This window comes from Halomonas sp. CH40, assembly GCA_041875495.1.
GTDB lineage: Bacteria > Pseudomonadota > Gammaproteobacteria > Pseudomonadales > Halomonadaceae > Vreelandella.
Genome location: CP112982.1, coordinates 655,306 through 668,697, shown reverse-complemented (window position 1 = coordinate 668,697; position 13,392 = coordinate 655,306). Strand labels below are relative to the sequence as shown.

The following is a 13,392-nucleotide window of genomic DNA, read 5'->3' as shown; positions in this document are numbered from 1 at the left end:
GTATGGGTTTTGTGATATAGGTTTTATGGCGTTAACGCCAGCTCAGCGGATATCGGCTGCCTAGAAAAAGCCTAGCGGGTTGATATCGTAGCTGACCAGCAGGTTCTTGGTCTGCTGATAGTGCTCCAGCGCTACCTTGTGGGTCTCGCGCCCGACGCCGGATTTCTTGTAACCACCAAAGGCTGCGTGTGCCGGGTACTGGTGGTAGCAGTTGGTCCACACGCGCCCTGCCTGAATGCCGCGCCCCATGCGGAAAGCAACGTTCATATCGCGGCTCCAGACACCCGCGCCCAGGCCAAACTCGGTATCGTTGGCAATCGCCAGCGCTTCCGCTTCATCCTTGAAGGTGGTGACCGCCACCACAGGCCCGAAGATCTCTTCCTGGAAGACACGCATCTTGTTGTCGCCCGTGAGCAGGGTCGGCTGGATGTAGAAACCATCATTGATGCTGGCATCCAGTGTTTCCCGGTCGCCGCCAGTCAGGAACTGGGCGCCTTCATCACGGGCAATATCCATGTAGGACATGATCTTGTCGAACTGCTCCTGGGAGGCCTGGGCGCCTACCTGTACATCGGTATCCAGAGGGTTACCGCGCTTGATGTTCTGGGTACGTTCAACCACCTTGGCCATAAACTCGTCGTACATGGACTCCTGAACCAGAGCCCGCGATGGGCAGGTGCACACTTCGCCCTGGTTGAAAAACGCCAGCACTAGCCCTTCCACGCATTTATCAATAAACTCAGGCTCGGCGTTCATGACATCGGCAAAATAGATGTTGGGTGACTTGCCACCCAGCTCAACGGTCGAAGGAATAATGTTCTCGGCCGCGCATTTCAGAATATGTGAGCCGACTGGCGTTGACCCGGTAAAGGCGATCTTGGCGATGCGCTTGCTGCTCGCCAGCGCCTGGCCAGCTTCAGCGCCATAGCCGTTGACGATATTCAGCACGCCTGGGGGTAAAAGATCACCGACCAGTTTGGCAAATTCCAGGATGGAGGCTGGCGTCTGCTCGGCGGGTTTGAGTACCACGCAGTTACCGGCGGCCAGTGCCGGGGCCAGCTTCCAGGTCGCCATCAGCAGTGGGAAGTTCCACGGGATAATCTGCCCGACCACACCCAGCGGTTCATGGAAGTGATAGGCGACGGTGTTGGCATCGATATCCGCGGCAGTGCCTTCCTGGCTGCGGATACAGCCAGCAAAATAACGGAAGTGGTCAACGGCCAGCGGCAAGTCAGCGTTCACGGTCTCACGTACCGCTTTGCCGTTGTCCCAGGTTTCGGCGACGGCGAGCATTTCCAGGTGCTGCTCCATGCGGTCGGCAATCTTGAGCAGAATATTGCTGCGCTCGGCGGCAGAGGTTTTCCCCCAGGCAGGCGCCGCGGCATGGGCGGCGTCAAGCGCCTTGTCGATATCCTCCTGGGTGGAGCGGGGAATTTCACAGAATACCGCGCCGTTGACAGGGCTGACGTTGTCGAAATATTGACCATTGACTGGCGCTACGAACTCGCCACCAATATAGTTGCCGTAACGCTTGTCGAAGGTAATGACTGAGCCGGTCTCACCGGGGTTGGCGTAAATCATGAAAGTGCTCCTGAGTATTATGATTATTAAAGGTGCTTTCACAGTGTTGGCCATGCCGGGAGCGGACAACATCGCCCATTGGCACTAGCCACCCTCATCCATTGGTAGGAGCTCGCATGGTTTCACTGCTGGTTGCTGATGACCACCCGCTGTTCCGCGATGCCCTGCAGGCGGTGATTCTGGGCGGCATGGCGGATTGCCAGCTACATGAAGCCGATTCCCTGGCCGCAGCGCTTACCCTGGCTGAGCAGCACCCGGATCTGGATCTGTTACTACTGGATCTCAGCCTGCCAGATGCCCAGGGGCTGGAAGGTTTACAGCAGGTGCGTCAGCAGCAGCCCTGGCTGCCGGTGGCCATCATTTCGGCCAGCCAGACCCGCCAGCATATACTCGATGCCCTGGCATTAGGTGCGGTGGGCTATATTCCCAAATCCACCCCGCGCGAAGCACTGCTGAATGCACTGGAACAGATTCTTGGCGGCCAGGTTTACCTGCCCTCCGACATCATGCGCCGCCCAATTGACGAGGCCCCGGCGGCCAGTGCCGTCGCGCCGCCTATCATCAATAGTGCGGTACTTAAGCTGACCGATAAACAGCTAGCGGTGCTGGCCTGCATGGGGCGCGGCAGTTCCAACAAGGAAATTGCCCGGGAACTGGAGATTGCTGAAACCACGGTTAAAACCCACGTCTCTGCCATCCTGCGCAAGCTGGGCGCCAGCAGCCGGGTGCATGCCGTGGTAATGGCGGGGGATGCCGATATCGAATCACTGCGCCAGCAGCGACGTCAACAGCATACGCAGGCGTAGCGGTTTCAGCGGCTTCAACAGACAGTGCATCCCGGCTTCACGGGCCTGACGGCTGATTTCAGCATCATGGTTGGCGGTAATCACCACCGTTGCCAGCCCCGGATATCGTCTTTCCAGACGCTTGGCCAGCGTCAGGCCATTCTCACGCCGCTGGCCCAGCTGATAGTCAACCAGCAGTACCTGCGGGCGTTCACCGTCACTGGCGGCTTCCAGCGCCGTGACAGTCCCCGCCGCCCGCACCCGGCAACCCCACTGCCCCAAAAGCGCCTGCATCCCTTCCAGAATGGTCGGATCATCATCAATCACCCAGACCACCTGACGGCTAAAGTCCGTTTCCAGCCGCGCGGTTACCGGGCCAGGCAGGCGCGGCGCGTGTTGGCCATAAGGCACAGTCACCGAGAAGCAGGCGCCCTGGCCTTGCTTGGAGACCAGGGTCACCGGATGGGCCAGCATGGTGCTGATGCGATCGACAATCGCCAGCCCTAACCCCAGCCCACGGCTATGTTGTTGGCTGGTGAGTGCATCTCGCTGAAACTCCTGAAAAATCCATTCACGCTGCTGCTCGGCAATGCCCGGGCCGGTATCGGCCACCATGATTTCAAGCCCGCCTGGGCGGCGGCGACAGCCAAGCAGAATCCGGCCTTGAGGGGTGTAGCGCACGGCATTGCTGAGGAAATTACGAATGATGCGTGCCAACAGCGAAAGGTCAGACTCCACGACCACCGAAGAGCCCACATAATGCAGTGCCAACCCTCGCACCCCCGCCACCTGGCGGTATTCCTCGGCCAGGGCATCCAGCAGCGTATCGACGCTGAAAGGTGCTTTATCGGCCTGTAATACGCCGGCATCAAGACGTGACATATCAACCAGGGTGCCGAGCAGTGATTCGACATCCTTCAATGAACGGCCGATCCGGCCCACCAATGGCTGGGCATCTTCCGGCAAGGCGTGGGTTTCCAGGGCGCTGGTAAACAGGCGGGCCGCGTTGAGCGGCTGGAGCAGATCATGGCTGACCGCTGCCAGGAATTTGCTCTTCGACTGGTTGGCGGCCTGGGCCTCGGCATGGGCTTCGCGCAGTTGCGCATTGACCTGGTTTAGCTCATCCAGGGCGCGATGCAGGGCATCCGTGCGCTCGCGCACCTGTTCGGCAAGCAACACAGCGTGCTCGAACGCCGCATAGGGAGCCCCATTGGCAGCGCTACCGGATTCCACCCGTTCGATCAGTGCCTGACAGACCTTGCGCAAGCGGCGGTTTTCTTCCGCCAGCGCCTGAGGGTCAGCGTTCTGGTCATGCTCATCATCCAGCTGAAAGAGTGCCAAAGGCCACCCCCGTAAAGGTCTGGTTAACGTGCATACCATGATGCTGTTCACCGTAGGTATTGAAACCAACCACCTGGGAGGCGCGCAACAGCGCCGAGGCTGACTCCAGCTGGCCGAGTGCTTCAAGTTCCATGCGGCGCAGAAAGCAGTCACAGCCGATCATCAGGGCAGGCGGCCCCACACGCGCCTTGATCTCATCCAGCATGTTTTCCAGATCCGCCAGCAGCGGCAAGGGCCGCATGGCGCTGAGCACAATGCCGTTTTCCACCGCGCAGTAGAAACTCAGGCTGCCATCCTGATTGGCGCGCTGGATCGAGCGCACAAAATAGTGATCCCCCAGACGCACTGCCAGCGGGTAGCGGGCAAACAGCGCAGGCATCAGGTCTTCCACCGCCACACCCACCCATTGAGCATACAGGGTGGCGGCAGGCACACCGTTAAGCTCCCGCACCCGGCGCTGCTCCCGGTCGGCGGCGGTTACCACAAACTTTTCGGTACGCGGGGCAAGATGGTGAGTAGAAAAGACATCAAAGGGCAGCCGGGTGTTGATCATCAACATGACCGCTGCCTGGGTATGAAAAGCCCCTTCGGCAAACACATGGGTGTGGGTCAGGTGATTGTCATCTCCGGCAGAGCCGCCAAAACTGGGAATACGCCCCAGAGCGGCATCCAGGGTCGCCAGCACCTGTTCTTCACGGCTGGAAAGGCCGTCCAGTAGGGTCATGACAAAGCTGTTTTCATTCAGTGGCGCCACTGCCTTGGGTCGACAGTTGGCCAGCAGGGAATCCACCAGCTGCTGGGCGCGGGGCAGGTCAAACCCGACCAGATCATCCACTAGGGCAGGCACCACGCTGAATACCCGGCAATCAAAACCAATCGCAACGATACAGCCTCGCCCGTAGCCAGAAGGCGTAATTTCCCCGGCTGTGGTACAGCCACATATGGGCACCTTGGCAAAGCTTTCCGATAGCGCTTGCCCCAGCGCCTCAAGGTCGTATTCAGCCGAGCAGAAAAAGACCACGCCACCCAATGCCGGGTGATGAAGCCTGGCGGCCAGCTCAGCCACTGCTCGCCAGGCATGGCGTTGGCTGCTCACGGCAGTGATAATGCCATTGTCAGGCTCGTGAGCACCTTGTTCGTCAAGAGGATGAAACATCAACCCCCTTCTTCAGAGCCTTAAATGCGCTAAAGGTATCCTGGGAAAACTGTTCAAGGGCTTTCCAGTGTTGCTCTATCGCGCGCTCAGCCTCTACAGCCTGTTGCAGCTTATGGGCAGCATCGGCCATGGCAAAAGCGCCCACGCTGGCCGCTTCGCCACGCAGTTGATGTGTCAGCCGCTGAATATCTGCTGTTGGTGTAGGCTGGACAGCGAGCTGCCCGCGAAGCTGTTCAAAGTACTCAGCGGCATGTTTCAGGAAAAGGCCAAGCAGTTTATCTAACCCTGGCTTGCCCAAGCTGGTTTCCAGCTGTTGCAGTACCCGGCCATCAATTAATCCATCAATCAATCCATCAAACAGCCTGTCAACATTCAGCGGTGCTATCGAGGGCGGTTTTTCAACCACCTGACTGTCGACAGTGATATACAGCGCCAGGCGTTGGCTAAGTGTGGCCAGGCTCAACGGCTTGGTCAGGTAGTCATTCATTCCTGCACTCAGGCAGCGTTTGCGATCATCGACAGCGCCACCGGCGGTCATGGCTACAATGGGCACCTTTGCCAGCCAGCCAGGCTGCTGGCGAAGCTGACGGGTCAGCGTCAAGCCGTCCTGATCGGGTAGCTGGACATCCATCAGAATAATATCGTAGGGTCTGCGTTCAATCAGGCCAAGGGCTTGCTGGGCATTTTCTGCCACCTCCACCTGACAACCCAGACGGCGTAGCATCCCCACTGCCACGCGACGATTGACGATATCATCTTCCACCAGCAGTACCGGGCAATCACTGAAATGGCTAATTTGTGGCGTAGCCAACGGCGCTTGCGGCTGCGCATCCACTCTTGGCAAGGTCATCCAGAAGGTGCTGCCCCGGCCCTGCTGACTCTTGACACCTATCTGGCCTCCCATGGCATCGCAAAGACGTTTACAGATCGCCAGCCCCAGCCCTGTGCCGCCATAACGCCGGGTGACCGAAGCATCTGCCTGCTGGAAAGGTTCAAACAGATAATCCTGCTGTGTCGCTGGAATACCGCAGCCCGTATCCGTCACCGTCAATAACAGCTGATCTTCATCATGGCAGCTTAGCGACAGCTTCACTTGGCCCTGCTCAGTAAACTTAAGCGCATTGGCCACCAGGTTCTGCAACACCTGACGCACCCGATAGGCATCCAGACTGACCCAGGCAGGCGCAGTGCTATCAATATGCATCTGCAGATGGATGCCTCTGGCCTGGGCGCGCGGTTCGTACAGGGCAATAACGCCACGCATCAACGCCTCAAGCTCAACAGGTTTTTCTTCCAGGGTTAAATGCCCGGCTTCAATCTTGGAAAAATCCAGGATGTCGTTGATCATATTCATCAGCTGGGTGGCGCTGTCATGAATCGTACGAGCGTATACACGGACTTCGTGAGGACTCGGCGTATGCTGCTGCGGCTGGATCAGCAACTCGCTCATTCCCAGTACCCCATTCAACGGTGTACGGATTTCATGGCTGACCACCGCCAGAAAATCAGACTTGGCCTGATTGGCTGATCGTGCCTGTTTGGCTGACTCTTCAAGTCGCAAGCCAAGCAGTTCCTGTTCGCGCCGCGCAGAGGCACTTTCACGCATTTCACGCACCAGAAACATCACGACCAGCAAGGCCGAAACGCTCATGCCAACAAGTAGCGTGATCAACAAGCGATACAGGGCACTTAGCTGGGCGCGTTCCTGGGTAGCGGCTTCGGCCTGATAGGCGTTGATGGTCATCACCAGACGCTCAGTGTGCCGCGCCAACGCTTGCAGGCCGTCCTCAATGTCAGCCATCGCCAAAGGGCTTTGCTGCTCATAGGGCATAATCAATTGGTCGAGAATATCCAGTGCCTGGCGAATGTCTTCAACCAACACCTGGGCATTGGGAACCTGCCCAAGCAGACGGGAAAACTCCCCCTGGGTCAACACATTGATGCGGCTATAGAGCAATTCAAAACGCAGGTTGATTGCGTCCTGCTCTTCTGCCGAAAGTGATTCGCGGGGTGCCGTCAGGAGGGCATTCAGCAACTGGACAGTATCCCGGTCAAGCTTATAGACCACCCAGGATGTATCTTCACGCAATCCCTGAGTCAGGCTGTCCTGACGCCAGGCCGCCAGCGCCGCCACCATCAAGGCAGAAGCAAACAACACCACAGAGACAATGGTGACAAACTTGACCCGCCTGGGGTAGCGCAGCAAGGACGGCTGGCGTAGAGACACAGTGTCAGCGCACATTAATCTTCATGACCTGCCAGACAGCGCGGGAACGAAACATTTCGCTCAGAAGCTCCGTATTGTGATCAAAAGGATAGAGTACCCAGAGCGGGCCATATTCACGAATGGAAATAGGCTCACCATTACGCTTCAAGGCCAGTAATACATCGTATTCAACAAAGTCACGGGTAGGAATATAGGCTTCATAACCGTTCAGCGCTGACACGTGAGTACGCTCACCCTCTGCCCCCAGATAGCCCAGCAGATCGCGCATCAAGGGGCCACTATAGTGAAAGGGCTGATTGGTCCAAGGCGTGCCAGTGTAATACTGATGCTGAGGCAGATCAGTAAGCATGGCAAAGTCAAAGTGCGCCTCTTCACCAACATTAGTGCGGGCAATATTACCGGACATTTTCAGAATGACCTGACCTTCGGGCATAGGCAAATCTTGCCCAGCATTGGCAACCCCTACCTGCAAGGCACAAGCTAGCCACAAAACAGCAATTGATAAGCGTTTTTTCATTCATGGCCTCCTCGCAAGTGCCCTATGAAAAAGAGATGGCGTAAGAATACGCCATCTCGCTTGCAAGGTCAGTCAAAAGGCACTTGGCTAATAGTTACCAAATGAAGCCGGAACGAAGCCTTCTATCAAAAACTCAGTTACTCACTCAAAGCTCACCAAGTCTTCGTAGGCGTGCCAGCTGGCGTAACCCAGTACAGGTAATATCAACGCCAAGCCAATATAGAAAGTCATAACACCAATAATGAAGCTAACCGTCAGCATGGCTCCCCAGAGTAGCATGGGGCGGAAGTTGGTGGTCACACAGCGAATGCTGGCTTCTATGCCTTCCATAAAGCTCATGTCACGATCCATGACAACCGGAATGGCAATCGCACTGATCGCAAAGGCACCAAATGCCAGCAAACCGCCGATAACAGTCCCCACTCCTACCAAGCCTAGCCCCTGGGGCGTTGTCAGCAAGGAAGCGTAAAGTACTTCCGGGCTGGGCACTTCAAGGCCAAAAAATAGCGCGAACAGCAGGGTTGCCAGGCGAATCCAGGCAAGAAAGAAAATCATCATCATCACGCCGACCATCGCCAGCTGGCTGCCATGCGGCCGCCAATGACCCAGAGCATGGCCCAGATGCGGTGTTTTTCCATCCTCAATCGCTTTGCTGATGCCATAGCATCCAACCGCCACCATGGGGCCCACAAACATGAAACCAGCAATCAGCGGTAACAGCCAATGCCAGAACCCCATGTTGACGGTACCGGCGGTAATCACAATGCTCAAGCCCACCCAGAACAACCCATAGGTGAGACTGACGATCGGTGCCCGACGGAAATCTTCAAAACCGGCGGCAAGCCAGGCCTTGGGCCGGTCTGTATCGATGTGCTTGATGTTGATTTTGGTCACGGCTAAACCCGCCTGATCAAGTGGCTTTGTTATTGATGTACCCATGGTGAAACCCCTTTGTCACGGTTACCTGTCGCTAGCTGCCGGTAAAAATCCAGACTGATTAAGTACCCATTAGCATGCAAAGTGTCACTTAATCTCATATTTTCACTGTAGCGGACTTCACGGCATCCGCAAATAGTTATTCAAGATATGTACAAAAACCCTACCAAAGTGTTAAACATCAATCAGAAGAACCATCAGCGAGGCCAAAAAAAGCCCCGATCAAATGACCGGGGCTTTCGGACGCCTTAGCGATGCGCAGTGCAATAGCGCCTTACTCTGTGTTGGCCGTTAGCGCACTATCATCACTGACATTTTGGCGTGGTGTACAACATGTTCGGCGTTAGGGCCCAACACGTAATCCACAAACTTGCGCTTGTTGTGCGATGCCATCACGATCAGGTCGACCTCCAGCTTCTTGCCTGCCTTGATGATGGCTTCCCAGGGCGAACCGTCGACAATCACGCTCTGAGTCACAATGTCCTCAGGAATATGCTCCTTGATAAAGGCATGTTGCGCTTCCGAAATCGCTTCATGCGCCTGTTTGGAGAAATTCTTCGGAAAATAGGCACCAACCATTGGCATGTTGAACTCCGGCATCACCGTCACCACATGCAGGGACGCCCCAAAGGTTTGGCACAGCGTGATCGCCGTTGGCAAAGCCTTCTGCCAGGATTCTTCTGCGTTAAGGTCAACCGGCAATAAAATTTTCTTGTACATCTGTACGCCTCCTATGCCGTTGCCGTTTGCGCGTCAGACTTGCTGCGCCGACGGCGTTGCAACACAACCACAAACCCGAATACCACAAAGGCTGGAATCCACATCAGTTCCTTTGTCCAGCGTTCCACCGGCGCCAGAACTTCGGTGATTTCCTGGTCAAAATCAAAGCCAATGTCGGATGCCTGGCTGCCATAGGTCACCATATCGACAATCGCCCTGTCATCCTCAAACAGCAGCATCAGACCCAGATTATCCAGACGCTCCTGACCGGTTTCACCTTCAGGCACCGGCACTTGCATATAGGTCGTCATCGGATCACCGAAATCATCGAGCCCTTCAATCTGAACCCGCAAAGTGGAATCTTCATCGACATTACCCAGCGCCTGCACAAATTCAGCCGGCGGCACAGAACGGTAAGGGTCATGAACCATGTCCATGAAGAAGCCAGGACGGAAAAGCGCAAAGGCAACCAACAGCAGCAGAATCGATTCATACCAGCGGTTGCGGGTAATCATGAAGCCTTGCGTCGCCGCTGCAAATATCAGCATGGCAATGGTGGAAATGATAAATATCACTATCCCCTGTAGCCAGGTCACATCAATCAGCAACAGATCCGTATTGAAGATGAACAGAAACGGCAAGGCAGCCGTGCGCAAGCTGTAGTAGAAGGCCTGGAAACCGGTACGTATCGGGTCGCCGCCGGAGACCGCTGCTGCGGCAAAGGAGGCCAGCCCCACCGGTGGCGTCACATCCGCCATGATGCCGAAATAGAACACAAACAGATGCACGGCGATCAGCGGCACAATCAGGCCATTCTGCTGGCCCAACTGAATGATCACCGGTGCCAACAGGGCAGACACCACGATGTAGTTGGCCGTGGTCGGCAGGCCCATCCCCAGGATCAGGCTCAGAATGGCGGTGAAGAACAGGATCAGCATCAGGTTGCCCATGGAAATGGTTTCCACCACATCCGCCAGCACCAGGCCAACACCGGTTTGCGACACAGCACCGACAATAATCCCGGCCGTCGCCGTGGCAATACCGATACCGATCATGTTGCGGGCACCGGTGACCAGGCCGTTCCACAAATCCATGGCACCTTCGCGTAAATCGGCCTGCATATCGCCTTTACCGCGGAAAATAGCGGTAATCGGGCGCTGCGTCAGCATGATGAAAATCATGAAGACGGTTGCCCAAAAAGCCGACAGTCCTGGCGACAGGCGCTCCACCATCAGGCACCAGACCAGCACAATCACCGGCAGGATATACTGCAGGCCGACCATAACGGTTGGGCGCGTTTGCGGCAGTTTGATGACAGGTTCATTGGGGTCATCCATTTCCAGCTCTGGGTAAGCCGCCGCCATCTTCAAAAGTGCAATATAAATGACCGCCAGGCCTGCCGCTATGACCCAGGGAGCAGCGCCGCCCAGCGTTGGCTTCAACCAGCCAAGGCCGTAGTAAACCGCCAGCGCGGTAATCATCATCAACAACAGACCACCCAAAAAACCAATCACTTTGCGTACCAGCGGCTTGGGTGGATTACTGCTTTCCAGTCCCTGCATGTTGGCTTTCAACGCTTCAAGGTGGACGATGTAAATCAGGGCAATATAGGAAATCAGTGCAGGCAGGAAGGCGTGCTTGATCACTTCGACATAGGAAATGCCCACATACTCAACCATCAAAAAGGCCGCTGCCCCCATAACTGGCGGCATGATCTGACCATTCACCGACGAAGCGACTTCAACCGCACCGGCCTTTTCCGATGAAAAACCGACCCGCTTCATCATCGGGATTGTAAAAGTCCCTGTGGTGACGGTATTGGCAATTGAGGAGCCGGAAATCAGGCCGGTCATACCAGAGGCCACCACCGCTGCCTTGGCCGGGCCGCCCTTGAAATGGCCCAGCATAGAAAAGGCCACCTTGATGAAATAGTTACCCGCGCCAGCTTTATCCAGCAAGGCGCCAAACAGTACAAACAGAAAGACAAAACTGGTAGAAACCCCCAGGGCAATACCAAATACACCTTGCGTGGTCAGCCACTGATGGTTGATCAAGCCATACAGGCTAACGCCCCCATGGGCCAACAAGCCTGGCATGTAAGGCCCTGCCAGCGAGTAGATCAGAAACACGGAAGCGACGATCATCAAAGGTGGCCCCAGCGCCCGCCGGGTCGCTTCCAGCAGCAGCACCAGACCTGTGACACCAATCACCACATCCTGCAGCAAAGGCGCCCCAGGGCGCGCCGAAAGCCCTTCATAGAAAAGGAACATGTAAGCACCGCAAAACGCAGCGACACTGGCAAGTACCCAGTCCTGAATGGGAATACGATCACGCGGAGAGCGCTTGAGCGCGGGATACGCCATATAGGCCAGAAAGAGTGCAAAAGCCAGGTGAATGGAACGCGACTGCGTCGCATTGAACACCCCAAACCCCAGCATATAGGGCAGCGGTGAAGCAATCCAAAGCTGAAACAGCGACCAGATGGCCGCAATGCTCACTAGCAGCTTGCCCGGCATACCCGTGGGCTTACGTGCCCCGGAGTCGGATGAGGCGACCATATCCTCAAGATCAACAGCCGCGTCGGGGGCCCTGTTGTTCTCTGTCATAAGCATGCCCTGCTATAAGTGGAAGACGCTGTCGATAGATGACATGGCGTCTTGTTAATCCAATGCCTTTTGGCACCCTAAACACAATGCGCGGCCCCCAGAGGGACCGCGCATCATTTCCATTGAGGCAGTTTACCTCGCTTTTACAGCCGCTAATGTTAACAACAATATTAGTGGCTGATTAAGATGGACTTACTCAATCCAGCCCTGCTCACGGTAATAGCGCGCCGCGCCATCATGCAGCGGCGCTGACAGGCCTGATGAAATCATGTCTTCTGGATCAAGGTTCTCAAAGGCAGGGTGCAGACGCTTGAAACGATCAAAGTCATCAAAAACAGCCTTGACTGTTTCGTAGACGGCTTCTTCAGATGTTTCCGCTGTGGTGACCAATGTGGCCGCTACACCGAAGGTTTCCACATCATCCGGGTTGTTCTTGTACAGACCGCCCGCAATCACAGATTTGGAGTAGTAGGGGAATTCTTCAACAATGCCATCAATGTCTTCATCGTTGAGCGGAATCAGGTGTGAATCGACCGTGGTTGTCGCTTCCTGAATGGAGCCATTCGGATGGCCTACCACGTAAACCATGGCATCAATGTTGTTATCCGACAGTGCTGCCGCCTGTTCGGAAGCGCCCAGCTCGGAAACCAGTGAGAAGGTATCCTCATCCCAGCCCTTGGCATCCATGACGACTTCCATGGTGTTACGCTGGCCAGAACCCGGGTTGCCGATGTTAACGCGCTTACCTTCCAGATCATCCAGTGTTTCAATGCCGGAATCAGCACGGGCCAGCAGTGTCAGCGGCTCGCCGTGAATACGGAAAATGGCACGCAGATCTTCGTAGGCCTCGTCTTCGAAATTAACGGTGCCGTTATAAGCCTGATATTGAACGTCAGACTGGGCAACCCCCATATCCAGCTCGCCGGACTTGATGCCGTTGACGTTGGCAACAGAACCACCGGTAGACGGGGCGTTACAGCGAATGTTGTGCTCATCACTGCCACGGTTGACCAGACGGCAGACCGACTGACCCACTACGTAATAGACACCCGTCTGGCCACCGGTACCAATGGTAATGAACTGTTCATCCTGGGCCACTGCGGGAGAGGCAAACGTTGCTGCTGCGATCAGCGCACCGGAAAAAGCTGCGGTCGAAAATACATGACGATTCATTGGCTTACCTCTTTTCTTGATGTTATCTAGATGACGCATATGGTGCTGTGGTGACAGAGCACCGCCAGCACTCTTTTTACTGACGACCCGTTGCTGCAGGTCATCATTTCAAGATGAAGCACTCAACACACCAGCTTTGCTAGCTGGCAAACGCTACTTTAGCGAAAAAAAACCTGTTGGCGAATATGCAAGCATTAACAAACAAAAACATTACGTCGCGTTTTACAGGTTATACCTGAGTCTAACGGCTTGAAGCGTTGGTAGGCGTTTATTTTTTATGCCGACGTTGCATAAGGCATTACAGAAAAGTTTAGAACCTACCGACGTTTCGTCGCCTACTGTTCATATGG

General features: G+C 55.7%; 10 protein-coding genes. 1 reads left to right on the top strand and 9 read right to left on the bottom strand.

Annotated features, from left to right (window positions below; all coding sequences use genetic code 11):
- Window positions 1-60: 60 nt before the first annotated feature.
- The gene (locus tag OR573_03080; protein ID XGA80657.1) at window positions 61-1,581 is read right to left on the bottom strand and encodes an aldehyde dehydrogenase; all 1,521 of its coding nucleotides are present in this window, start codon (window positions 1,579-1,581) and stop codon (window positions 61-63) included.
- Between the two features lie 116 nt (window positions 1,582-1,697).
- Here OR573_03080 and OR573_03075 point away from each other — a divergent pair, with 116 nt between their 5' ends.
- Window positions 1,698-2,387, top strand: coding sequence for a response regulator transcription factor (locus OR573_03075; protein XGA80656.1), 690 nt, complete (start codon window positions 1,698-1,700; stop codon window positions 2,385-2,387).
- Here OR573_03075 and OR573_03070 read toward each other — a convergent pair.
- From OR573_03070 to OR573_03035, 8 genes are all read right to left on the bottom strand, one after another.
- Complete coding sequence (locus OR573_03070; GenBank protein XGA80655.1) at window positions 2,346-3,707, bottom strand: hybrid sensor histidine kinase/response regulator; 1,362 nt, start codon at window positions 3,705-3,707, stop codon at window positions 2,346-2,348. The two genes, OR573_03075 and OR573_03070, sit on opposite strands and share 42 nt — an antisense overlap.
- Window positions 3,685-4,863: an FIST C-terminal domain-containing protein gene (locus tag OR573_03065; protein XGA80654.1), complete on the bottom strand. Its 1,179-nt coding sequence runs from the start codon at window positions 4,861-4,863 to the stop codon at window positions 3,685-3,687. Before OR573_03065 ends, OR573_03070 begins: the two co-directional genes overlap by 23 nt.
- On the bottom strand, window positions 4,847-7,105 hold the full coding sequence (locus OR573_03060) for an ATP-binding protein (protein XGA80653.1): 2,259 nt from the start codon (window positions 7,103-7,105) through the stop codon (window positions 4,847-4,849). The genes OR573_03065 and OR573_03060 overlap by 17 nt, the downstream gene beginning before the upstream one ends.
- The gene (locus tag OR573_03055) at window positions 7,095-7,607 is read right to left on the bottom strand and encodes a molybdopterin-dependent oxidoreductase (GenBank protein XGA80652.1); all 513 of its coding nucleotides are present in this window, start codon (window positions 7,605-7,607) and stop codon (window positions 7,095-7,097) included. Before OR573_03055 ends, OR573_03060 begins: the two co-directional genes overlap by 11 nt.
- Before the next feature lie 141 nt (window positions 7,608-7,748).
- Entirely contained in the window at window positions 7,749-8,546 is a 798-nt protein-coding gene (locus OR573_03050) for a DUF2189 domain-containing protein (protein ID XGA80651.1), read from the bottom strand.
- Between the two features lie 288 nt (window positions 8,547-8,834).
- On the bottom strand, window positions 8,835-9,263 hold the full coding sequence (locus tag OR573_03045) for a universal stress protein (GenBank protein ID XGA80650.1): 429 nt from the start codon (window positions 9,261-9,263) through the stop codon (window positions 8,835-8,837).
- 11 nt (window positions 9,264-9,274) lie between these two features.
- Window positions 9,275-11,869, bottom strand: a complete 2,595-nt coding sequence (locus OR573_03040) for a TRAP transporter permease (protein XGA80649.1) — start codon at window positions 11,867-11,869, stop codon at window positions 9,275-9,277.
- Window positions 11,870-12,061: 192 nt separating this feature from the next.
- On the bottom strand, window positions 12,062-13,042 hold the full coding sequence (locus OR573_03035) for a TAXI family TRAP transporter solute-binding subunit (protein XGA80648.1): 981 nt from the start codon (window positions 13,040-13,042) through the stop codon (window positions 12,062-12,064).
- Between the last annotated feature and the right edge of the window lie 350 nt (window positions 13,043-13,392).